We start from the raw sequence: 24,483 nt of genomic DNA, 5'->3' as shown, positions 1-24,483 counted from the left end.
AAATAGAATTATCTATTATTTTTGCAGAAATAAAGAATTGAAAATATGGGACAAGCAATAGAAAAAGTACCTTCTTGGTTGATGATTACAGTTTATGTTTTGATTTTGGCAGTTTTAGGTGTTTTCGGCGACCTTTTTACTTTCATAGTAGGTGCTCTAATCATTACAGGTATTTTTGCTAATGGTTACGACAGAGACAATCTTCACGAGCATTGATAAAACTGGCCTTAAAGAATATTTGAGTGCTCTCATTCTGCTGGATGAGGGCATTTTTTTTGCTCAAATTTTATTGTGAATGCCCATGAAATGACTTTTTATTCAGTAATATTGTATGATTTGTTTTCTTCAAGATTTTCTTAAATCGTATACCTATGCTTAAAGCTCTTTTTTTAGTCCTTCTCCCTACAGTAATGGTTTTTGCTCAAAATCAGGACTCTATTTTTATCAAAAAAATATATGATGAAACACTTGCCAAAGGCGAGGCTTATGATAACCTACGCGTATTGTGCAAATCCATTGGGCCGAGACTGAGCGGTTCTACTGGAGCAAAAAAAGCGGTCGAATACACCAAAAAAGTGATGGAATCCTATGGTTTTGATAAAGTCTTTCTACAAGATGTGACGGTGCCTCACTGGACAAGGGGTTCAAAGGAAGAGGCATATTTTATAAAAGATGGTAAGAAGATAAATGTTCCTATAGCCGCTTTAGGAGGTTCGGTGGCAAGCTCTAAATCAGGTTTGATGGCCGAGGTGATTGAGGTACAGAATTTTAAAGAGCTTAAAGACCTTGGAGAGCAAAAGATAAAGGGCAAAATAGTGTTTTTTAATAGACCAATGGATCCCACCAAAATAAACACATTTGAAGCTTACGGTGGAGCTGTAGATCAGCGTGGTGGTGGAGCCTCGCAAGCCGCTCAATATGGTGCAGTAGGGGTGATTGTTCGCTCAATGAATCTTCGGAATGATGATTTTCCTCACACAGGTTCTATGCGATACGCTGGTGGAGGAATGATTCCTGCTGCAGCTATTTCTACCAATGCGGCCAATGAGCTTAGTAGAACTTTGAAATCTCACCCAAGAACGCAGTTCTATTTTAAACAAAATTGTCAGACATTAGCAGATGCCCCTTCTCACAATGTCATTGGTGAAATCATTGGTTCTGAAAAGCCTGAGGAGATTATCGTGGTAGGTGGACATTTGGACTCTTGGGATTTGGCTGAAGGAGCACACGATGATGGCACAGGCTGTATGCAATCCATAGAGGTTTTGAGAACATTAAAGGCTCTCGGTTACAAACCCAAAAGGACCATTAGAGTGGTAATGTTTATGAATGAAGAAAACGGTCTAAAAGGTGGTACAACTTATGCAGATGTGGCAGAAAAGAAAAAGGAGAAACATCTTTATGCCATAGAGTCTGATTCTGGGGGATTTACTCCTCGTGGATTTGGGATTGTCGGTAATGATAATCAAGTAAATGCTCTGACAGCCTTTAAACCTCTGCTTTCCCCTTATGGCTTGCACGAAATCGGCAGAGGTAGTGGTGGAGCCGATATTGGCCCTTTAGCCAAAACTGGCACGGTCATAATAGGTTTCAAACCTGATTCTCAAAGGTATTTTGACTATCACCATGCGAGCAACGACACTTTTGAGACGGTAAATAAGCGTGAGCTGGAGTTAGGTGCTGCATCCATGGCAGCGTTGGTATATTTGTTAGATAATTTAAACTAGATTTCGCCCCATAATGGTAAGTTACAACCCTAAAGATTGGTGGAAACTCATATTTGATTTTCATAAGAGTGATACTTTCAGACAATTACTTCCAGGTATTTTGGGTGTGGCTTTATTTACTGCGTTTGTAGCGTTTTTAGAAAACGACTACTTCCATGTTACTTTTAAAAACACTACAGTCATTCATTCATTGGTGGGTTTTGTGTTGTCTATGCTGTTGGTTTTCAGAACAAACTCAGCCTATGATAGGTGGTGGGAAGGGCGAAAGCTTTGGGGAGCCATGGTGAATAACACCAGAAGTTTGACCCTCAAAATCAATCAAATAGAAGGGGGAAGTGAGATAAAAGCAGATATTAAGCTGTTACTTATTGACTTTGTTTATGCTACCAAAGAACACCTACGAAATGGGGTGAATTTGAAGTCACTGAATCAAAAAACTAGGGATTTATTGGCTGAATACCACGATAATATCCCTTTGGGTATAATGAATATCATTCACCAAAAGGTTACTTTGTTGTTGCAAAATCATGACGATAGTTATATGAAAATGGTGTATCTCAATGACGACCTGAAGTCTTTCATGGATATTTTGGGTGGTTGTGAAAGAATCAAGAAAACGCCAATACCTTTTTCATATAGTTTGTTTTTGAAAAAAGTAATTTTCATTTATATTTTTACTATGCCGATTGGTTTTGTTAGGGAATTTGGCTACTGGGCATGCCCTATTGTTGCACTTATTTTCTATGTTTTTGTCGGTATAGAATTGCTAGCAGAAGAAATAGAAGACCCCTTCGGTACAGATGCTAACGATTTGCCTACGGACACCATTTTTAACACAATAAAACAGAATTTGAACCAAATATTTTGATTAGTTTCTTAATATTTATTTATTTGTCTCTTCCTTAAATTAAAACGATATGTTGAAAAAACTGAAATTAGACGCTACAGCCGAAAAAAATATTAAAACTTGGTTAAAGGGACGTTATGACCAAGATGTAAAAGACCAAATACAGACTTTAATAGATGGTGAAAATACTACTCAATTGACCGACTCTTTCTACAAAAACTTGGAGTTTGGTACGGGTGGTATGCGTGGTGAGCTTGGGGTGGGGTCTAATAGGATGAATAAATACACAGTAGGTGCCGCAACTCAAGGTTTAGCTAATTATCTAAACAAATGTTTCGCCTGTCAAGAAATTAAGGTTGCGATTGCCTACGACAGCAGGAATTTTTCTTCAGAGTTTGGTAAGATAGCTGCCGACATACTTTCAGCAAACGGTATAACAGTGTATCTCTATAAAGAACTTCGTCCAACACCTCAGTTGTCGTTTACAGTGAGGGAGTTAGGTTGTCAGTCTGGAATAGTTATTACGGCTTCTCATAATCCCAGAGAGTACAACGGCTACAAAGTGTATTGGGTCGATGGCTCACAGGTAGTAGCTCCACATGATAAGAATATTGTTGCTGAAGTAAACGCCATTACCAATGTAAAATATATAAAGTTCAAAGGAGTAAAGAAAAGAATTAAAATGATTGGAGAGGTATTAGATAAAAAATACCTCAAGGCCGTAAAAAGCATTGCTGTTTCGCCAAGAATCATAAAAAAACAGAAGGATCTGAAAATCGTTTTCAGCTCCATACATGGTACAGGTATTACGATGGTACCACCAGCTTTGGCACAGTTAGGTTTTGAAAATGTGACCATCGTACAAGAACAAGCCACGCCAGATGGTAATTTTCCGACGGTGGTATATCCTAACCCAGAAGAAAAAGAAGCCATGAGCTTGGCACTAAAAAAGGCACAAGAGATAGATGCTGACTTGGTTATAGCTACTGATCCAGATGCGGATAGAGTAGGTATGGGTGTCAAAAATCCGGAAGGAGAGTGGCAGTTGTTAAATGGTAATCAGGCAGCTAGTTTGATTATTTTTTACTTGTTGAAAGTCTGGAAAGCAGGTGGAAAAATTACTGGAAATGAGTTTGTGTGTAAAACTATCGTGACTACAGACCTAATAGACGCCATGGCTGAAAAAGCGGGTGTTAAATGTTACAACACACTTACTGGCTTCAAATATATCGCTCAGGTTATTAGAGAGTTGGAAGGAAAGCAGACGTTTATTGGCGGTGGAGAAGAGAGCTACGGCTACCTAATTGGTGACAAAGTACGAGACAAAGATGCCATAGCAAGTTGTGCCATGATAGCCGAACTTACAGCTTACGCTAAAGATAAGGGTATTAGCCTGTTTGATTTCTTGGCTGATATGTACAAAACCTTTGGTTTTTACTATGAAGGCCTCATTTCGGTAACTAAAAAAGGTAAAACGGGTGCTGAAGAAATTCAACAAATGATGACGGATTTTAGAAATAATCCACCAAAAACCTTAGCAGGCTCTAAGGTGATTAGGATGGACGACTTAGGTGAGTTAACACGTAAAAACCTTGTAACCGGTGAGTCGAGCCTGATAGAATCTGGAAAAATGGGTATGGAGTCTTCCAACGTTCTACAGTTTTTTACCGAGGACGGTACTAAGTTTACTTGTAGACCCTCAGGAACGGAACCGAAAATTAAATTTTATATTGGTGTAAAAGATAAGCTTAAAAACAAAAGCGAGTTTAACCAAACTTTAGAAAGACTTAAGCAGAAAGTGGCCCATATTGGTCAAGAATTAGATTTAAATTGAAAAATCTTCGAGTAGCAGTTGTATTGAAACTGTCTATGTTTCTTTCAATATTTTTCTCGACTTCTTCTTTCAGGGAGTTGAGGGCTGCTACTTTGCCAAAAATTTTGATAGAAAATGTTGAAATTGCTGGTAAGGACAACGTTTTTAAACCCAAATATTTGGTCAATTATTATGACAATGTGGTGGAGGTGCATTTCAAAACTCCACCCAATAGTCAAAACATCCAATCGTATTATTATAAGTTAGACAAGAAAAATCTTTTTTCACATACTGCCACTAAATGGGTGGCTTTTCACGACAATCGCTTTAAGATTTCAGATATTACATCTGGAGAATATGATGTTTTTGTTACCTACAAAACTAAAAGTGAACAACTTGCCCCTGCTGTATTTTTTCAGGTGAAGGTTGAGCGGCCATGGTGGAGAACATGGTGGTTTTGGGGAGCCAGTTTTATTTCTCTTTTCGGTTTATTTTACGGAAGAGAACGTTTCTTGAAGTTTTGGGCCGATGAAGAACAGCGTCATACCAAAAAAATCGTAGAGTTAGAGTTGCGTACACTCCAACTACAGATGAACCCGCACTTTATATTTAATGCCCTCAATTCCATACAGTCGTATGTGATGACACACGATGCCATCACGGCCAATAGTTATTTGTCAAAATTTGCCAATCTTATAAGAATGTTTTTGGATTCCTCGAGAAGTAAATATATATCATTGCAAGAGGAAATAAAGATGCTTAACATTTACATTGAAATGGAAAGCTTAAGGTTTGAGGATAAATTTGATTATTCCATAGTGGTTGATCCTGAAGTAAATAAGTATATAGAGATACCAACGATGATTCTTCAGCCCTTTGTTGAAAATGCCATCAATCATGGACTTAGATACAAACGAGTTAAAGGTGTTTTGAAAATACATTTTTTTTATTCCAAAGACCACCTGATTTGTCGAATGGAAGACAACGGAGTTGGACGAAAAGTGGCCAAGGAGATACAGTCTAAAACACGTAAAGGATACAAATCTCAAGGATTGAAAATTACTGCTGAGAGATTGGTGACTTACAACAAGATAAACGAATCCAATATAGGTTTTTCGATTAACGACCTAATAATCAATCCTCAAGAGAGCCAAGAAGACACTGGTACAGTAGTAGAGGTAAGGTTTCCGCTCAATTGATATTGACATTCGTCTATACTTTGATTTTTAGTACTTAAGATATAGAAAATGGACACAGCTGTTATTTTAGTGATTATTGTTTTTTCGATATTTTCCTTCTTTTTAGGGAAATATTGGCGAATGGTATGGCCTCTTTTATCGAAATTTTTCTCAAAACAGAATAACTCACCGGAGCCCAATGTTATAAAATTGGAAAGAATGGTACTCAGCTTGGAGGATGAAATCGCCTTCAACCCATTGAGATTAAAGAGTTTCTTGGATTTGACTAGAATTGGTATTTGGCAGTATAAAGTAAATGCCGCTCAACTTGAAATTAACAACACCACCGCACGGATGTTTGGTTTTGAGTCAGTTGACATGCTCAAGATGGAGTCATTTCTTAAACTTATAGTAGGTCTTAATGATCTCCAAAACCTTATAAATTCCTTCAATGGAGTGTTATCAACCAAGAAAGAGTACGAAAATATCATACAAATACTGAGCTCGGATGGACAGCTCAAGACACTGAAAGTGACAATGGGTTATGGAGAAAGTGGCTCAAAATTTCCACTCATAATTGGCAATATTCAGGAAGTGCAAGGTCAAGTTTCTGAGGTACTATTGCAAGAACAGTTTAGATTGGTTGCCGATAGTATAACTGATGGAATTTACATTTTTGAAAAAGGGAAACTCATTTTTGTTTCTGACAAAATACGGAAAGGATTTGAACCTGGTTTTTTTGACAATGAAAACTTGACTGATCATGATCTTTTTAAATTTGTTCATCCTGAGGATGTTGAGCAGTTGGTAGAAACACTTAAACGAGCCAAAGATAAGAAGATGAGCAGTGTCAGAATTAACTTCAGGCTGTTGCCGAACCCATCAACGGTCATTTACCGAGAAGACATAGTCAACTACTACTACAACGAAAATGGAGAAATACTTAAAACAATTGTTATAGCCAAGGATATTTCAGAACTACGAAACGCTAAAACTAGTATTAGTTTTGAGGCAATAATGAGCATGGGTCTAATTGATAATTTCCCTGGTTTTTTGGCTGTGAAAAACTATGATGGGGAGTTTATTTTTGCAAATAGAAACGCTTCTGAAATGTTCGGAGTTGATCCTAATGAAATGATTGGCAGACGTGACACGGACTATAATTCGTTTCCTGAGTTAATTCAAAAATATCAAGAGGATGATAGAAAAGTCATAGATACTGGTCAATCGCTAATTATTCCGAAAGAAAAAGGAATTAGAAGAATTGGAGGAGTAGGCTATTTTCAAACCATTAAAATTCCAGTTTCTATTCCAGGCCAAGAAAAAAAATGTGTTCTACTTTTTGCGATAGACATCACAGATCGTGTCAGGCAAGAAGACAAAGAAGCCGAGCAAAGGAATAAAATTGTATTGCGAAACAAAATTCTGTTTGAACTTTCGAATAGCACAATCTCACAGAATACAAAATTTTCAGAGAAATGTAAACGCTTAACAGAGGCACTCACAAAAGGCTTGGATATTGAATTTGCCAGTATTTGGGAAGTGAATGCCGACCAAATTACCTGTCTCGACAACTTCTCAAAATCTCGAGATGAACACAATATAACTCCCCCATTGGCTTTGAGTCAATGGCAGCCTTATGTTGATATTTTGGAAAATGATCGGGATTTGTTAATCCCTGATGTCTTCGCTTCTCCTTTGGTTTTTGATGAACTTAAGAACTATTACACTGAGCATGGTATTCAATCTACCATGAACATTCCATTAAGATTGGGCAATGAATTCAAAGGGGTTATTTGTTGTGAACACACTTTGCGTAAAGAATGGGATGCCACAGAAATTGCTTTTGCAAGACATATTGGAAATATTAAAGAAACGCTTTACGAGCAAGAATTGCGTAAGGATGTTGAGAAAAAACTCATAGAAAGGACAGAAATTCTGAGAGTTACGGCGGAGGTAAGTCAACTATTACAACAAACATCAAATCTGGAAATGTCACTCGATGGTATTTTGGAAAAGATAGGTATAGCATCCAACTCCAGTCGTGTTTACTACTTCACAAATAATTTTGAAGGTGGGTATTTTAGGCAGGAAAAAGAGTGGGTAAATATTGGTGTAAAATCTGAAATGCAGAATGAGAGTTTACAATCGTTGGCATATTCAAAACTCGGCAGATACTATGATGAGCTTAAGAATGGGCGACCTTTCCAATTCGTCATTTCGGACATTGATGATGAAGAGCATTATCAAAGGTTGTTTTTGCAAGGCATTAAAAGTCAGTTGGTTATACCCGTAATGTCTATGGGTGTTATGATTGGCTTTATCGGTTTTGACGATTGTGAAAATGAAAAAGTATGGGGTGAGAACTATATTAATCTATTAGTTTCAATAGGGGCAAGCCTAGGGCTTGCCATAGAAAAGTTTGAAAATGAAAAACAAAAAGAAGAAAGTCAAAATAACTTTAAGCAAATTAGCGACGCCCTAGAAGAGGTTTTCTGGTTGTTTGATCTCCAACAATCAAAGTTTTTATTAATTAGTAGGGCGTGTTATGAGGTTTTTGGGATTTATGAGACTAAGGGTTATCTCGATTATCAGTTTATCGAAAAACTTATATTACAAGAAGATGTTGATAAAATAAAACAACGCAAAAACGGCTTTGAAGAAGGAGTTTTAAAAGACCTAAACTACAAAATCAAAACACCGATGGGCGAAATAAGAATTATCAATGAGAAAATATCTCCCATTTATGATGAACAAGGTCAATTAGTAAAAATCAGCGGTATTGCGAGGGATGTCACTGAAAAGGTTACCATTGACAACGAAATTCAGCGTCTTTCGGTGGTGGTGCAGAAGATAAATAATAGTATACTCATTTCTGATGTAGAGGCAAAGGCAATCTGGGCAAACAATGCATATTTGAATCTTTTGGAAGTTGATTGGGAAAATCTAAAGGGAAAGAGACCATCTGATTTGTTTGAGTTGGAAGATAAAGCATATGTTCTCGAAAATACTAATTTTAACTCTAAAAACCATCCTATTGAATTTAAAATCAAAACTTTCAAGGGGAATTGGATTTGGGTAGAAATGACTTCGACAATTCTTTATGATTCACAAGGAAAACCAACGCAGATCGTCGAAATTATAAATGATATAACCGAAAGAAAGAGAAACGAGTTACAACTCATTGAAAACGAAAGTCGCCTTCGCTTTATCACTGAAAATACTTCTGATGGCTTCATGATTTTTAATGATTTAGAAATCGTTTATTATTCCTCACAGTGTGAGAAAATTTTTGGTTATCCGTGGCAGGCAATAAAAAGTCTAAGTTCTGAGGAAATAATTGGCTTAATTCATAATGATGACCTAGTGAATTATTTTGAGGTTGTCCAGAAAATTCCTTCTCAAAGTGGACAAAATATATTTTTTCAGTTAAGAATAAGGCATAATCAGGGCCATTATTTCTGGGTGGAAATATGTGTTAATGCGGTTACAAATCAAGAGGGCTTTCCTACATCAGCCGTTGTGGTGGTTCGAAATATTGACCAAAGAAAAAATATGGAGTTGGCCCTGAAAGACAGTGAACAAAAATTGACTAATATACTGAATTCCCTGGACGAAGTTGTTTGGGCTTTAGAATATCCCTCACTAAAGCCACTTTTTGTGAGTGAGTCTATTAAAAACATTTATGGTGTTTCAAGTAAGGAATGGAAAAAAGATGACCAGGTGGTTCTTCAATATACCTTACCAGAGGACGAGGAAATTGTTAGAGGAATGATGCGGAAACTTGGTAAAACCGGGCATTCAAATGGTGTATTTAGAATTAAAGTAAAAGATAAGATCAAATGGATAGCCAGTGTGACCAAAGTAGTAAAGGGGCCTATTGCCAATAGTACAATGCTTATAGGAACTCTCAACGACATTACCAAAATAAAAGAGGCTGAAAGCGAGGCTGTTTTGGCCAAACAGGAAACTGAAATAGCACAAAACGCTTATTCTGAACTTGAACTAAGGGCATTGCAAATGCAAATGAACCCGCACTTTATTTTCAATGCACTCAACTCCATCCAAAGTTATATAATCAATAAGGAGGAGCAAATGGCCAATACTTACTTGACCAAATTTGCGGCACTTATTCGACAGTTTTTAGATTCGTCCCGTAGCAAATATATATCCTTGGATGAAGAAATAACCAATCTCAATCTTTATGTGGAATTGGAAAAACTGCGATTTGAAAATAAGTTTGATTATGTTTTTGATTTAGATCCCAAGGTTAGTAAGTATAGCGAAATACCCACGATGTTACTGCAACCATTTATAGAAAACGCTATTAATCATGGTTTAAGATACAGAAATAGCAAGGGAATGTTAAGAGTTTCTTTTATCGATAATGGCCGCCATATTTTGGTGAAAATTCAGGACAACGGCGTTGGGAGAGTAGCCGCTGAGAAAATAAAGTCACTTTCGAGTAAAGGTTATAAGTCTCAAGGGCTTAAAATAACTGCACAAAGGATAGAGAATTATAACAAACTCAATCAAGAGAATATTGAATATAAAATTTCTGATTTAATAGAAAACTCTGAAAATATCGGTACTTTAGTAGAAATTTATTTCCCTAAAATATAAAAATAATGTATAGCTGTTTGATAATTGATGACGAAAATAGAAGTATCGAAACTCTTTCAAAAATCATACTTACCTATTGTGATAATCAACTCGAAATCCTAGGCATTGCCAACAACATTGAAGATGCCTACCCATTAATTTTGAGTAAAAAGCCTGATATCGTTTTTCTCGATATCGAAATGCCTTTTGGTTCAGGTTTTGATCTACTTGAAAAATTCGATACCATCAATTTTCAGGTAATCTTTACTACGGGTTTTGATCAATACGCCATCACTGCTATCAAGTTTAGTGCCTTAGATTATTTGCTTAAACCAATTAATATTCAGGAAGTTAAAGACGCCATAGCCAAAGCTATTAAGAATGTAGAATCTAAAAACGTGAGTAATAATTTTAAGATTTTGTTAGAAAGTCTTAAAATGCCTAAAAACGCTTCGAATAAAATACCTTTGCCTGTTTTGAATGGTTTAGAGCTAGTCCAAATTGATCAAATTGTTTACTGTGAGGCTGACGAAGACTACACACATGTTTTTCTGAAAGATGGCACCAAAAAAGTGGTGACCAAAAGCATTAAGGATTTCGAAGAATTATTAACTTCTTATGGTTTTTTCAGAATCCACCATTCTTTTTTAGTTAATAAAACATTCATTAAAAAATATACCAAAGGTGAAGGCGGCACGGTGATGACGGAATTAGAAACCGAAATTCCCGTCTCAAGGAGAAGAAAAGTTGAGTTCTTACAGTGGCTCAACGAACTGTAAATCTAATTGATATCTGGTATGGCTTTAAGTTGTTGATAGCTCTTTTTATGGGCAATCAGTTCAAAACAAAAAGTTTTCTGTCCGTTTGTAATGCACAAGTATCTAGCCTGAACAGTAAGGTTGTATCTACTGGCCTGTTCTATAGTGCTTTGTGAAAGTGAAACGCTCGCTGCTTTGCATTCAACGAGTAAGAATGGCCTGCCCTCGGAGTCATAAACCAAAATATCTGATCTTTTGTCTAGAGCATTATATTTTATTGCGGATTCTAGCTTGATGAGATTTTTAGAGTATTTTTTTTCGAGAATTAAGTAGTCCAAGAAGTTTTGTCGCACAATTTCCTCCGAAGTCAGCAAAATATATTTTTTTCTGATAATGTCATAAATGTAAGATTTGCCTTGTATTTCTTTTATTTTGCGATTTTCATTATTAATAATCATATTGCACAAGGAATCTTTTTCTGACAAAAATAGTTTTCTACTTCAAATTTTAAACAAACTAACGATATATGCAAACTAAAGAAGAAATAGTTAAAAATTGGCTTCCACGATATACCGGAACCAAGCTAGAGGACTTCAAGCCGTATATTTTGCTTACAAACTTTTCGAATTATGTGAAAATGTTCGCCGATAAATATGGTGTTGAAATTAAAGGTATCAACAATGCCATGCAAACAGCCTCGGCCGGTAATATTACTATCATAAACTTTGGAATGGGTAGTGCCATGGCTGCAACCGTAATGGATTTACTTACGGCCATCAACCCGAAGGCAGTTCTTTTCCTTGGCAAATGTGGTGGATTGAAAAAAGTTAGTGCCTTAGGTGATTTTATTTTACCTATTGCAGCCATTAGGGGAGAGGGAACTAGCGACGATTATGCTCGTCCTGAAATCCCTGCTTTACCATCTTTTAGACTACAAAGAGCTGTTTCTGAGATGATAATAAAACACGAAATGGATTATTGGACGGGAACAGTATACACCACCAATCGTAGAGTTTGGGAGCACGATGAAAAATTCAAAGATTATTTGAAAGAAATTAGAGCATTGGGCATTGATATGGAAACAGCCACAATTTTTATAGTAGGTTTCGTGAATTCTATTCCACACGGTGCCTTACTCTTGGTTTCTGATAATCCCATGCAACCAGACGGAGTCAAAACCGAAGAAAGCGATAAGAAAGTTACTTCAAATTTTGTCGAGAAACACTTACAGATTGGTATAGAATCTCTTGATGAACTCGCCAACTCCGGTGAGTCTGTAAAACACATGAGATTTGAGAGTTGAGCATAAAAAAAGTGGCTTTTGCCACTTTTTTTATTTCTATGCTTTTCACGCGATCAATTACAGTAATCTTTGATAACATTATAAGCCGCAGCATAACCCAATTCTCCTGATTTGCTAAGATCGAAACATCCACCGTTATTATCTCCCAAAGCATTTTTAATCAAACCTCTCACATAGTAGGCCTCTGCATATTTCGGATTTATTTTTATTGCATTTCCGCAGTCTATCATCGCCTCTGATTGTGTCCCCATGGTAGATCTTACCAAACCTCTTGCAAAATGAGCTTCAGCATAGGTTGGATTCAAATCTATCGATTTGTTCAAATCCAAAAGAGCGTCTTTCAAGTTAGACGCTTTGTAATTGGCTAAACCCTTCGCGTAGTATACTTCCGATTTTTCCTCAGTAAAGTCAACAATTTTGGTTTTCTCATCTACAGCTCCTCTCAAATTGTCCAGAGTTGATTTAGTCAAAGTTCCATTGTAGGCTTCTTTATTGCCTTTGGTGTCAGATTTTTCAAAAAGAGCTTTGTTGTAATCAGATAGGGCCGCCTTTTGATTGTTCAACTTTGAATACGCAAAGCCTCTTGCGTAATAGGCGGGTTGATGGTTTGGATCAATTTGCAAACATTTATCAAAATCAAGTTTGGCACCGTTGTAATCCTCTAACTTTCCTTTAGAAAAACCTCTATAGAAAAACGATTGGGCATCTTGAATATCTAATTTTAGAGCTTCATCAAAATCTGTGATTGCGTCAGAATAGGCGTTCACTTTGATACGGTTTTTACCTCTTTCCACGAAAGTCTGGGCCCTTTTTGGATTAATTTCGATTGATTTTGTGTAATCGGCAATACTTCCGTTGTAGTCGTCTAGTTTGGATTTGCACAAACCTCTTGAATAATATGCTTGATATTTTTCTTTGTCGCTAGGATTCAGTTCTATCACTTTAGTGAAGTCCTGAATGGCTCTTGTGAGTTCGTTCAGTTTGGCCCTTATTGTACCTCTTTGAAGATACGAATAAGCATCATCGGGTGCAATTTCTATTGCTCTGTTAAAATCCTGCAATGCCGCACGATTATCATCTTGATAGCTCTTGCTCAGACCTCGGTAAAGATACGACATGGCGTCTCGAGGACTTAAATCTATGGCTTTGTCAAAATCTAAAATAGCCCCTCTATTGTCTTTCAGAGCTTGTTTGGCAAGTCCACGATTGAAATAACTCTGGTGATTGTCGGGGTTCATAGCTATGGCTGTACTAAAAGAAGCCAATGCACCTATATAATCACCAGCTTTGCTTTTGTTTACACCAGCCTCAAAGTACTCGGCAGCCGTTTGTTGAGAAAAAGCAAAACTTGAAATTAAGAACAAATAAAAGAAATAAAGAAAAGGTTTTTTCATGGGGTTTTGATAAAATTGTTCAAAGATAATCAAAAAAGAAATTAATCTAATTTTAATCCCCAGCCAATTTTTAATTATCCATTTTTATGGTAATATTAGAATCAAATAATACTAAAACCTACCAATAAAACATGGGCTAAAGAGGTCAATGCGAGTGTTTTTAGGTAAGGGTCTGGGTTTTCGGCTTTATATACCTGATAACCATTCAGAAAAATAAGAAGAAATGAAACTAAATAAAGCGGCTTAGTATCTTGAAAACTTGCCACAAAAGCCAACGTACTTACTATAGAAATCGAAAGAATTACCCAATGGTAAAATAAGGCTTTTTTTCTTCCTAGGCGAACCGGAATGGTTATTTTACCTGCTATTTTGTCTGAATTGATATCTCTAATATTGTTGATATTAAGAACTCCAGTGGCTAAGGCTCCACACATGAATCCCGGCCAGATTATCACACTATTGAATGATTGAGTCTGTAAGAAATAACTCCCAACCACGCCTACAATGCCGAAAAAAATAAAAACAGATACATCACCAAGCCCCACGTAACCGTATGGTTTACTACCTGCAGTGTAAGTATATGCCGCCAAAATACATAGTAGACCTATTCCTAAAAAAATCCAGAAAAGAGAAGATTCAAAACCTCCAAACGCCAAGTAAATAAGTGTAAGACCTGAAAGGAGGGAGGCCAAACCCAGGGTAATTATTCCTGTAAACATTTGCTTAGGACTTATCTTACCCGTTTGAACAGCTCTTGCCGGGCCAACCCGTCCAGCTTGGTCAGCACCGTTTTGGGTATCACCATAGTCGTTTGCAAAATTTGATAATACTTGTAGTAGTATAGTGGTCAAACAAGCTAAAGCAAAAATGGTGGGGTCGAACCTGTCGGCTTTATGAGCCAAAAATCCTCCCATAATAATACTCGAAAGTGCCAATGGCAGTGTACGCAAGCGGGCAGCTGAGAGCCAATCTTTAAATGAAACCCCCATTTTTATATACCAACAGCTTTTAAAAATTCAGGATTTTCAGGAGTTATTTTTGATTCAAAAAAATGAGTAAGTTTACCCTCTTTGTTTATCAAATACTTGCAGAAATTCCAAGTAGGCTCTTGGTTATTCCAACCATTAAGTTCTTTAGTGGTTAGCCAATTATATAAGGGGGCCTTGTCTTTTCCTGTCACGGTAACTTTTTCAAACATCCTGAAGGTTACACCGTAGTTTTTTTGACAAAATTCAGCAATTTCTTCACTTGTACCTGGTTCTTGCGACATGAAGTCGTTGGCAGGAAAGCCAAGTACAGCCACTTTATCACCATATTTTTCGTGGAACTTTTGCCAGTCGGCGTATTGAGGTGTAAAACCACATTTCGAAGCCACATTTATCAAAACTACAGTTTTGCCTTGAAAATCTTTCAGATTTACTGGTTTGCCACTTAGGTCGTTGACTATGAAGTCATAAAAAGAGCCTTTGTAGTTATTCACGTTAGTAGAGGATAATATAGATTGTTTTTTACTGAAAATGTTCTTGATTAAATTCCTGCTAAAAAAAGCCATTACTGCTAGTGTTACAATTCCGATTGTCAAAAATTTCATTTCATTTACTTTTATAAATTATGAAACACCCAATTGCCTCAACATGTTTATGTGTGAACCCAAAGCAGGGAAAAATCCACCTTTAGAATTGTAGTAAAGACCAAATTCTTTGGCCGTATCGGCAACAATTTTAGACAAATCCCTGTAATAGACGTGAGATATTTTTGGGAATAAGTGATGCTCTATTTGGAAATCAAGACCTCCAATGTACCACGAAAATAATTTATTCTTACCGAAGAAATTAGAGGTTGTTTTGAGTTGATGTACCGCCCAAGCGTTTTCTACACAGCCATTTTCGTCAGGAATTGGCTGTATTGCTCCTTCTACCACATGAGCAAGCTGGAATATGGTACTTAATATTAGACCTGCCACGCAGTGCATTATTAAAAAACCAACTATCCACTGGCCGAAGGTTATGTCCATCAATAGCATAGGAACAACCATAATAAAAACCACATACAATAATTTGGTGGTTATAAGGATTGTCAATTCTTTACTTGAGAATGGCTTCATGATTCCGTCTTTAGCCAGTTTATTAAACAAACCGATTTCTTTAAAGTCTTTCCATAAAAAGGATAAGGTCATTAAACTGTACAAGAAGAAGGCATAAATATGTTGAAACCTGTGGAAGAATTTCTTTTTGGCCGCAACATTAAGTCTCAACATAAATTTACCTGTTATGTCTTCATCCATGTCTAAAATATTGGTGTACGTGTGGTGCAGCGTGTTGTGTTGCATTTCCCAGTTGTAGGCATTGCCACCGAGAAAATATATACTTCCACCGAAAAGTTTATTTACCCATTTTTTATCTGAAAAAGTACCATGAATGGCATCGTGCATAACGCCCATACCCGTACCGGCTATACCAATTCCCATCAAAACCAGCAAACCGATATTTGTTAAGGTCGAGAAACCGCCAAAAATTACGAAAAAGTAAGGGATGAAATATAAAGAAAGCATGACAATAGCTTTGATTATCAAATTGTTTCCGCCAGATTTTGGGAGATTATTTTGTTGAAAATATTCATCGACTCGGGCTCTCAGTGAGGTGAAAAACGTGGCTTGGGTTTTGTTGATAAACTTAATTTTTTGCATTTAAAAAGGTAGTTTTAGGTATTCCGTTTTTACAAATTTCGCCATTTATTTTTTAGAAACCAAATTGTACTTTTCGCAGATACCAAATGCTAGTTAAGAACGGGAATTAGGTGTTTTTGTTCTCTTGAATTGACTTTATTTTTTAGATAAGTTCTTGAATTACACTTTGAGGTTTGCTTTCGTACTTTAAATCATTTAAAATGGAATGACATAGAATTTTGTATTCTGTGGTGAAAGTTAATACCTGTTTAATTTATTGATGTTTTGAATCAAAATGCGTTTCTCAATAAATGTTTGCCTATCCCTCAATTTAAAAATTCCTTAGGTGGTATTCCTTGATTATCTTTGTGCAAACATTGAGAATTAGGTGATAGATTTTTTAGCAGAACTTAACGAACCACAGCATCAGGCTGTAACACACGAGAATGGACCTTTGATGATTATTGCGGGTGCAGGCTCGGGTAAAACCCGTGTTTTGACCTACCGTATTGCTCATTTGATGGGTAGTGGGGTTGATGCATTCAATATTTTATCCTTGACTTTTACCAACAAGGCCGCTGAAGAAATGCGTCACCGGATTGAAAAAATCATCGGTTCTGAGGCGAAGAATCTTTGGATGGGGACTTTTCACTCTGTTTTTGCTAAAATTCTACGTTTTGAAGGTTTCAGATTGGGTTACACGTCAAATTTTACTATTTATGACACCGATGATAGTAAATCCCTCCTAAAAACCATAGTGAAGGAATTCAACCTTGACGACAAAACCTATAAGCCCAATTTTATACTCAATAGGATCTCTGGTGCCAAAAACAACTTGATATCTTGGCAGATGTATAATGAGAATCCGGTTTTTCAAGCAGAGGATATTTCTGCTCAAATGCCTGAAATAGGACGAATTTACAAAACCTATGCACAACGTTGTTTCTCTGCCAATGCCATGGATTTTGACGATTTGTTGTTCAATACCAACGTTCTTTTTAGAGATTATTTGGATGTTCTCAACAAATACCAACACAAATTTAAACATGTAATGGTAGATGAGTTTCAAGATACCAACATCAGCCAGTACTTAATTACTCGTAAACTTTCTGCAGTTCATCAAAACATTTGTGTGGTGGGTGATGATGCCCAAAGTATTTACGCCTTCCGTGGTGCTAACATTCAGAATATCCTCAATTTCAAGAAGGATTACCCGGATTTGAAGGTAGTTAAGCTGGAGCAGAATTATCGCTCAACCAAGAATATTGTAAATGCTGCCAATTCGTTAATAGCCAAAAATAAAGCCCAGCTCGAGAAAAAAACATTTTCTGATAACGAAGAAGGTGATAGGATAGAGGTGATAAAGGCTCATTCTGACAACGAAGAAGGAAAAATCATAGCCAACACCATATTTGAATCAAAACATCAGGGTCTTAGGAATCAAGATTTTGCAATATTGTATCGAACCAACGCTCAGTCAAGAGCCTTTGAAGAAGCCCTACGTAAGTTAAATATTAAATATCGTATCATTGGGGGCTTGTCTTTCTACCAAAGAAAAGAAATAAAAGACCTCTTGGGATATTTGAGATACACCGTTAACCAACAAGATGAGGAGGCCTTTAAGCGAATAATTAACCTCCCGAAAAGAGGAATCGGTGATTCCACCGTAGCCAAGATTGTGGTTATGGCTTCTGAAAATCAAAAGTCTGTTTGGGAGATTATTTGCAATATAAAACAGTATCTGGAGGGTAGGGCGATGAACTCTATCGAGACTTTTACCAACCTCATAAAGAGTTATATCATCATGGAAGAGGAGGGCAAAGATGCCCATACTATTGCCATGAATATAGCCAAAACTACCGGTATTTTGCACGAGTTGTATATCGACAAAACCGTGGAGGGTGTGGCAAGGCACGAAAACGTACAGGAATTGCTCAATTCCATTAAGCAGTTTGTAGATAATCCTGAAAACGAGGATAAAACTTTGGGATCATTTCTTCAGACTGTTTCTTTGCTCACTAATGCCGATCAGGAAGAAGACGGCGACCCAGACAAAGTAACGATGATGACTATTCACGGTGCAAAAGGCCTTGAATTTAAACATGTTTTTGTGGTAGGATTGGAAGAAAATCTTTTCCCTTCACAGATGATGCTACGTAGCAGGGAGGATTTGGAAGAAGAACGCAGGTTGTTTTATGTAGCCATCACCAGAGCCGAGAAAAAACTGACACTGAGTTATGCGGAACAACGTTATAATTGGGGAAAACTCAATTTTTGTGAGAAAAGCCGATTTATAGACGAAATTGACCCTGCATATTTAAAATTTGATGACCGTGGCTCAAGTTACACACCTAAAGGCTTTGATTTTGAATCTTTTGGGAGAAAAGAAAGGCCCGTGGTAACTGCTCCACCAACAAGGTCTCAAGCCATAGCAAATCTCAAACCAGTGTCTCAAGCCAAACCAGCTCCCGTACACGTACCTACGGTAGATTTTGTGCCTTCAGACACCAAAAACCTTAAGCCCGGTGACAAAGTAGAACACCAAAAGTTTGGTTTCGGAGAAGTTAAAAAACTTGACAATTTGGGGCCAACAGCAAAGGCGGTAATTCACTTTGATTCGGAAGGAGAAAAGACATTGTTGCTCAGTTTTGCCAAGTTGAGGATTGTGGAATGAGTTAATTTCAAAGGAGTATTTTCTCGAACAAAGCCAACCTAAATTGGGGAGAAAACTAAAAACTGGTTTTCATCGAAATTAGGTTAAGGTTTTCGAATAATTTGGTGGTTACCCCTCCAACTGCCTCAAATATAGTTGGATAGTATTCTCTAAACCATAATAAAGAGCATCACTAATCAAAGCATGACCGATAGATACTTCCAACAGTCCAGGAATATTTTTATAAAAGTAGGCCAAATTCTCAAGACTTAGGTCATGTCCTGCGTTGATGCCAAGTCCTACTTTCTGTGCCATTTCTGCGGCTTTTATGAAGTTTTCTATGGCTTTTTCAGGACTTTCGGCATATTCAGCAGCGTATGATTCCGTGTAAAGCTCTATTCTATCTGTTCCAGTTTCGGCAGCGGCTTCTACCATTTCTGGGTTTGCATCTACAAATATAGAGACCCTAATACCTTCTGATTTATAGATATTTACGATTTCTCTGAGTTTGCTTTTGTGGGTAATGGTGTCCCAACCTGCGTTGGAGGTAATGGCTCCGAGTTCGTCAGGAACCAATGTCACTTGCTCTGGTTTTACAGCCAAAACCACCTCTTGAAATCTACCCTCGGTAGGGTTTCCTTCAATGTTGAATTCTGTTTTTACAACCTTCTTTAAATCAAAAACATCTTGATACTTGATATGACGTTCGTCCGGTCTCGGGTGAACGGTGATTCCCTGTGCCCCGAAAATCTCACAATCAATAGCTGTTTTAACCAAATCAGGTATGTTTCCACCTCTTGAGTTTCTTAAAGTTGCTATTTTGTTGATATTGACCGATAATTTTGTCATTTTTGCATTCTCATTTATGGGTCCAAAATTACGATTTTTATTTTGGAATGAATTTTAATAACTACAATAAATATTAAAACAAATGTCGTTAAAAACTCAAATAGACGCAGATATAAAAGCAGCCATGTTGGCTCGTGATTCGGCTAAGTTGTTGGCCTTGAGAGATATAAAAAAGGTTATTTTGATAGAAGAAACGAAGCCAGGTGCCGAAGCTTTAACGGAGGCCGACGAAATGAGAATTTTGCAAAAGGCTGTTAAACAACGCAAAGACTCCGCGGAAATCTACAAAACACAAAATAGACCAGAACTTCTTGAAAAAGAATTGGCTGAAATTGCAATAATAGAAACTTACCTACCTGCAGCTATGTCTGCTGATGAACTGAAAAGCATAATAGCTGATATTATTGCCAAAGTTGGAGCGAAATCGCCGGCAGATATGGGCAAAGTTATGGGTGTGGCCAGCAAAGAATTGGCCGGCAAAGCTGAGGGAAGAGCGATTTCTGAAATGGTTAAAACTCTTTTGGCTCAGTAATAAATGGCCATCATAGACCTGATTTTACTGGTGCCAGTGATTATTGGTGCCTTCAATGGCTACAAGAAAGGCTTGCTAATGGAAATTTTTGGCATAGCGGCGTTTGTTGTAGCCATTGTTATTGGGTTCAAGTTTTTGAGCTTAGGAGCTGATTTTCTAGAGAATATTTTTGGTAAAGAAACACTGGTTTCAATTTCGCCATATTTAAGTTTTTTTGTAGTATTTCTTCCAACTATTTTCCTACTAAGAAAAGCAGGTTGGCTAATGAGAAAAGCCGTTCGGCTAACTTTTCTAGGCACTCTCGATGGCCTTTTAGGAGCATTTTTGGGCGGATTTACCGCTCTTTTTGGTGTAAGTGTTTTTCTTTGGTTGTTTTCGAAAACCGGAATTGATCTACCTCCAAAATGGATGGTTGACAATCAGTATTTTGAATTTGTGAAGTCATTTGCCCCAAATATGATATCCAAAATTTCAGATATGATTCCGGGTGGAAATTGGGTGGATTATTTAGGTAATTTAAAAACACGACTTGAAAATTCTTAAACACTGCCTTAATTCAAAAATTCTTAAATTTTGAATTGCATATTTTTTTTGATTTTTAACGATTCTATAATTCCATTTACAAATAGGAATTTGGATGTAAATAAGGAAATCATAACCAAAACATGATAAATTTTGGAGGGGGAAATGTAAAGGAAGTACATTGAAATAATATTAGAAAATAGAAGCAACCACACACTCCATTGAATTTGCCAATTGAGAAGCTTATTATTATAGGTGTATGCAATAAAGAAACTGAATTGTAGAATTCTGATAAAAACAATAGCTTGGGTACCAAAGTTGAACAATGGAAAGAAAAAGTAAATGAATATCATTCCTAATGAGAAGATGATGGTTAGTTTAATGAATTCATCCTTAATCGATTTGTCTTTGGGATAAAAATAGTGAGTGATAATGAAGAGTTGAATTTGAGTCTCTACAATAATGATAATAAGGACTCTAGTCAAATAGTTAACACCATAGGGTTGAGTATGCGTGACTATCAATCCAACAATGCTAACAATAATACTTGCAGCAATTAAACTCCCAATTGGCTCGAGCCTATATTTTTTAAATGACAAGTATCCTAAGTATGCTATCGGAAATGTTAGAACCCGAGAGACTAATACCACATTAAAATAGTTATAGTACTCACCAATAACGTCAATAATGGCAAAAACGAAGAACACTACGATGAACAACTTTTTCAAAATCTGTGTTTTTGTTTCTTGTCGAAGGTACTACTATATTTCGACTTCTAAAATTTAGATGAAGTTTTTGTTAAAATAGGTGTCAAGTTATGAATATTCGACAAAAAAGCTAAAAATTATTTTCGCTCAATATTTAATAAATTTAACAAAAAAAAACTGATTTTCTTACAAACCTTATTGAAAGTAAATATAAAAAAACCTCAGCATACATGCCGAGGTTTTTGTCAATAATTTTAGAACGTTTTAGTCATCTCTTCTACCCAAAAACATCATAACGTAATACATCAAGTTGGCTATGGCCGCCAAAGCTCCAACTACATAGGTTCTGGCTGCCCAGTCCAAAGCATCTTTGGCCATAGCATGCTCGCTTTGGTTCACAACATTTCTGTTCGTCATCCAAGCCAACGCTCTTTTACTTGCATCGTATTCAACAGGAAGAGTAATTAAAGCAAAGGCGGCCATTGCACCATTGGCAGCAATTAAAACTATCAATAGAATATCACCCATAGTACTTCCCTGCGAAAGCATATAGATACCGCCGAACATCAGGAACATATTTAGCATTCCCATTACTTTCGACGCCACATTTACTGCTGGAACCATTGCCGATCTCATTTTTAGTGGTGCATAGGCAAGAGCATGTTGAATAGCATGGCCGCACTCGTGAGCAGCAACAGCGGCTGAAGCAGCACTTCTACCATGAAAAACATCTGCACTTAGGTTAACGGTTTTGTCAAGTGGGTTGTAGTGGTCGGTAAGTTGGCCTTCAACTTGGGTAATTTTTACATCATAAATGTTGTTATCGTGCAACATTTTTTGAGCGATTTCAGCACCACTTAGGCCATTTGCCAGTCCGATTCTCGAATATTCGGCAAATTTGCTTTTCAGTCTGTTGCTAACGAACATTCCGATTAGCATAAACACAACTCCAATTATTAAAATCATCTTTTCTTAAATTTAATTGTATTCAAAATAACTAAACTTTAGACACAAAACAAACAATTAGGTAACAGGGTTTCTCTAAATACATTTTTTATTGATAAGTGGATATTTAAGGCTTTGAATGATCGCTTTTCGATTGTTAACTTTATCAAAATAATAATCTCTAGGTTTAATTTCAAAATGGTAAATGCCGAATCTTATCATAACCCAAAAAATTGAACTCTTCGATGCCCTAAATTATTCACGAACTACCATTGCCAAGCGAAGCTAACGGAAGATATCTGAGCGAAGCCACCATACGGTAGCTGAGCGAAGACAACGAACAGTAGCTGAGCAGAACCACCCTACGGTAGCAGAGCGGAGTCACCGAAAGGTAGCGGAGCGGAGCCACTGTAAGGTAGCTGAGCCACCCTACGGTAGCTGATCGGAGCCACTGTACGGTAGTTGAGCGGAGTCACTGTACGGTAGCTTAGCGAAGCCACTGTACGGTAGCTTATCTTAGCCACTGTAAGGTAGCAGAGCGGATTCACCGAAAGGTAGCAGAGCGGAGCCACTGTACGGTAGCTGAGCGGAGTCGAAGCTACATTTCCTTCATTTCACCAACCAACTTTGTAATAGTTTGCTTTGCATCACCAAACAACATTAAGCAATTTGGATAACCAAAAAGCTCATTTTCAACACCAGCATAACCTTTACCCATACTTCTCTTACTTACTATTACAGTTCGAGCTTTGTCAGCGTTAAGTATCGGCATACCAAAAATAGGACTTTGAGGGTTGGTTCTTGCAGCTGGATTTACCACGTCGTTGGCACCTACAATAAACACCACATCTGTATTCGAGAATTCATCATTGATGTCATCCATTTCTACAAGCTTATCATAAGGTACATTGGCCTCAGCCAATAGCACGTTCATGTGGCCAGGCATTCGACCTGCTACAGGATGTATCGCAAATCTAAAATCTATGTTGCGTTTTTCACATAATTCACTCAGTTCCCTAATCACATGTTGGGCCTGAGCAACAGCCATTCCATAACCGGGAACCACTATAACAGATGAAGCTGAATCAAAAAGCATTGCCGCTTCTTCTACTCCAACTTCTTTAACCACTATTTCTGAGCCACCCTCAACGGCAGCAGAGCTTGAGGTTGTTCCAAATCCGCCAAGTAAAACGCTTACCAAAGAGCGGTTCATGGCTTTACACATAATATTTGTAAGGATTATGCCAGATGCACCAACCAAGGCTCCTGCGACAATCAAAACGTTGTTATTGAGAACAAAACCAGTTGTACAGGCAGCCATTCCCGAATAAGAATTAAGCAACGATATAACCACAGGCATGTCGGCACCGCCTATCGGAATCACTGTCAAAACTCCCAGAAGTAAAGAAAGGGCAGTTAAAATAAGTAAATAAATTGGATCAGCTTGATACATTACTGCTAACACAGAAGCAACAATTGACGCCACAAAAAGTAGTAAATTTAAAGGATGTTGGCCGCCAAAAATGATAGCATTACCGTTTACTTTTCCCGAAAGTTTACCCCAGGCAATCATTGATCCTGTAAATGTAATTCCGCCAATAAAAATACTTAAAACTATACTCACACCAGTTATTATGTCAATATCAAAGTTGTTTTCTTGGCTTTTTAGCCAATAGTCAGATATAGAAACAGCGACCGATGCCAGTCCTCCAAAACCATTAAACAAGGCTACCATTTCTGGCATTTGAGTCATTTCTACTTTATAGGCCACGTATAAACCTATGGCAGAGCCAATAATGATACAAATAAATATATCAATCAAACTCAATACTTCCACTTGAACGACCGTAGCCAAGATGGCTATCAACATTCCGACTGCCGACAGCTGATTTCCGGTTCTAGCTTCGGAGGTTTTATTCATTTTTTTGATGCCTATGATAAACAAAACTGATGCTATCAAATAGGCAAACTGTATATAGATATTCATT

Annotated in this window: 20 protein-coding genes; 11 read left to right on the top strand and 9 right to left on the bottom strand. The window is 37.2% G+C overall.

Annotated elements, in window-relative coordinates; genetic code table 11:
• The first annotated feature begins 45 nt into the window (after nucleotides 1-45).
• From EGI31_RS03795 to EGI31_RS03765, 7 genes are all read left to right on the top strand, one after another.
• A complete protein-coding gene (locus tag EGI31_RS03795; protein ID WP_255035823.1) occupies nucleotides 46-216 on the top strand; it encodes a hypothetical protein in 171 nt (56 codons plus the stop codon).
• 155 nt (nucleotides 217-371) lie between these two features.
• Nucleotides 372-1,727, top strand: coding sequence for a M20/M25/M40 family metallo-hydrolase (locus EGI31_RS03790; RefSeq protein WP_255035822.1), 1,356 nt, complete (start codon nucleotides 372-374; stop codon nucleotides 1,725-1,727).
• 13 nt (nucleotides 1,728-1,740) lie between these two features.
• Complete coding sequence (locus tag EGI31_RS03785) at nucleotides 1,741-2,595, top strand: bestrophin family protein (protein ID WP_255035821.1); 855 nt, start codon at nucleotides 1,741-1,743, stop codon at nucleotides 2,593-2,595.
• A gap of 49 nt (nucleotides 2,596-2,644) precedes the next feature.
• The gene (locus tag EGI31_RS03780) at nucleotides 2,645-4,408 is read left to right on the top strand and encodes a phospho-sugar mutase (RefSeq protein WP_255035820.1); all 1,764 of its coding nucleotides are present in this window, start codon (nucleotides 2,645-2,647) and stop codon (nucleotides 4,406-4,408) included.
• Nucleotides 4,405-5,586, top strand: coding sequence for a sensor histidine kinase (locus EGI31_RS03775; RefSeq protein ID WP_255035819.1), 1,182 nt, complete (start codon nucleotides 4,405-4,407; stop codon nucleotides 5,584-5,586). Before EGI31_RS03780 ends, EGI31_RS03775 begins: the two co-directional genes overlap by 4 nt.
• 198 nt (nucleotides 5,587-5,784) lie before the next feature.
• A complete protein-coding gene (locus EGI31_RS03770) occupies nucleotides 5,785-10,188 on the top strand; it encodes a PAS domain S-box protein (protein ID WP_255035818.1) in 4,404 nt (1,467 codons plus the stop codon).
• A gap of 5 nt (nucleotides 10,189-10,193) precedes the next feature.
• On the top strand, nucleotides 10,194-10,946 hold the full coding sequence (locus EGI31_RS03765) for a LytR/AlgR family response regulator transcription factor (protein ID WP_255035817.1): 753 nt from the start codon (nucleotides 10,194-10,196) through the stop codon (nucleotides 10,944-10,946).
• A gap of 2 nt (nucleotides 10,947-10,948) precedes the next feature.
• Here the strand turns inward: EGI31_RS03765 and EGI31_RS03760 are convergent, their stop codons facing one another.
• Nucleotides 10,949-11,383, bottom strand: a complete 435-nt coding sequence (locus EGI31_RS03760; RefSeq protein WP_255035816.1) for a type I restriction enzyme HsdR N-terminal domain-containing protein — start codon at nucleotides 11,381-11,383, stop codon at nucleotides 10,949-10,951.
• Between the two features lie 68 nt (nucleotides 11,384-11,451).
• Between EGI31_RS03760 and EGI31_RS03755 the strand changes: the two genes are divergently transcribed.
• Nucleotides 11,452-12,228: an AMP nucleosidase gene (locus EGI31_RS03755; protein WP_255035815.1), complete on the top strand. Its 777-nt coding sequence runs from the start codon at nucleotides 11,452-11,454 to the stop codon at nucleotides 12,226-12,228.
• 53 nt (nucleotides 12,229-12,281) lie between these two features.
• Here EGI31_RS03755 and EGI31_RS03750 read toward each other — a convergent pair whose 3' ends face one another.
• From EGI31_RS03750 to EGI31_RS03735, 4 genes are all read right to left on the bottom strand, one after another.
• On the bottom strand, nucleotides 12,282-13,622 hold the full coding sequence (locus tag EGI31_RS03750) for a tetratricopeptide repeat protein (protein WP_255035814.1): 1,341 nt from the start codon (nucleotides 13,620-13,622) through the stop codon (nucleotides 12,282-12,284).
• A gap of 101 nt (nucleotides 13,623-13,723) precedes the next feature.
• On the bottom strand, nucleotides 13,724-14,611 hold the full coding sequence (menA, locus tag EGI31_RS03745; RefSeq protein WP_255035813.1) for a 1,4-dihydroxy-2-naphthoate octaprenyltransferase: 888 nt from the start codon (nucleotides 14,609-14,611) through the stop codon (nucleotides 13,724-13,726).
• Between the two features lie 2 nt (nucleotides 14,612-14,613).
• The gene (locus EGI31_RS03740) at nucleotides 14,614-15,213 is read right to left on the bottom strand and encodes a glutathione peroxidase (RefSeq protein ID WP_255035812.1); all 600 of its coding nucleotides are present in this window, start codon (nucleotides 15,211-15,213) and stop codon (nucleotides 14,614-14,616) included.
• An 18-nt stretch (nucleotides 15,214-15,231) separates the two neighbouring features.
• A complete protein-coding gene (locus EGI31_RS03735) occupies nucleotides 15,232-16,308 on the bottom strand; it encodes a fatty acid desaturase family protein (protein ID WP_255035811.1) in 1,077 nt (358 codons plus the stop codon).
• Nucleotides 16,309-16,675: 367 nt separating this feature from the next.
• On the opposite strand from EGI31_RS03735, the gene EGI31_RS03730 reads away from it, so the two are divergent.
• Entirely contained in the window at nucleotides 16,676-18,961 is a 2,286-nt protein-coding gene (locus EGI31_RS03730) for an ATP-dependent helicase (protein WP_255035810.1), read from the top strand.
• A 108-nt stretch (nucleotides 18,962-19,069) separates the two neighbouring features.
• Here the strand turns inward: EGI31_RS03730 and EGI31_RS03725 are convergent, their stop codons facing one another.
• On the bottom strand, nucleotides 19,070-19,789 hold the full coding sequence (locus EGI31_RS03725) for a pyridoxine 5'-phosphate synthase (RefSeq protein WP_255035809.1): 720 nt from the start codon (nucleotides 19,787-19,789) through the stop codon (nucleotides 19,070-19,072).
• 82 nt (nucleotides 19,790-19,871) lie between these two features.
• On the opposite strand from EGI31_RS03725, the gene EGI31_RS03720 reads away from it, so the two are divergent.
• Together EGI31_RS03720 and EGI31_RS03715 are read left to right on the top strand one after the other, a co-directional pair.
• Nucleotides 19,872-20,321, top strand: a complete 450-nt coding sequence (locus EGI31_RS03720; protein ID WP_255035808.1) for a GatB/YqeY domain-containing protein — start codon at nucleotides 19,872-19,874, stop codon at nucleotides 20,319-20,321.
• Between the two features lie 3 nt (nucleotides 20,322-20,324).
• The gene (locus tag EGI31_RS03715) at nucleotides 20,325-20,864 is read left to right on the top strand and encodes a CvpA family protein (RefSeq protein ID WP_255035807.1); all 540 of its coding nucleotides are present in this window, start codon (nucleotides 20,325-20,327) and stop codon (nucleotides 20,862-20,864) included.
• 950 nt (nucleotides 20,865-21,814) lie between these two features.
• On the opposite strand, the gene EGI31_RS03710 is transcribed toward EGI31_RS03715, so the two are convergent.
• The 3 genes from EGI31_RS03710 to EGI31_RS03700 form a co-directional block, all read right to left on the bottom strand.
• Nucleotides 21,815-22,516, bottom strand: coding sequence for a zinc metallopeptidase (locus EGI31_RS03710; protein WP_255035806.1), 702 nt, complete (start codon nucleotides 22,514-22,516; stop codon nucleotides 21,815-21,817).
• Nucleotides 22,517-22,857: 341 nt separating this feature from the next.
• Nucleotides 22,858-23,067, bottom strand: a complete 210-nt coding sequence (locus EGI31_RS03705; protein ID WP_255035805.1) for a hypothetical protein — start codon at nucleotides 23,065-23,067, stop codon at nucleotides 22,858-22,860.
• Nucleotides 23,068-23,093: 26 nt separating this feature from the next.
• Nucleotides 23,094-24,482: an NAD(P)(+) transhydrogenase (Re/Si-specific) subunit beta gene (locus tag EGI31_RS03700; RefSeq protein ID WP_255035804.1), complete on the bottom strand. Its 1,389-nt coding sequence runs from the start codon at nucleotides 24,480-24,482 to the stop codon at nucleotides 23,094-23,096.
• Between the last annotated feature and the right edge of the window lies 1 nt (nucleotide 24,483).

The sequence above is a fragment of the Lacihabitans soyangensis genome (assembly GCF_024343775.1).
Lineage (GTDB): Bacteria > Bacteroidota > Bacteroidia > Cytophagales > Spirosomataceae > Leadbetterella > Leadbetterella soyangensis.
Note: the sequence above shows the minus strand (reverse complement) of the source record. Positions and strands in the feature narration are given on the sequence as shown.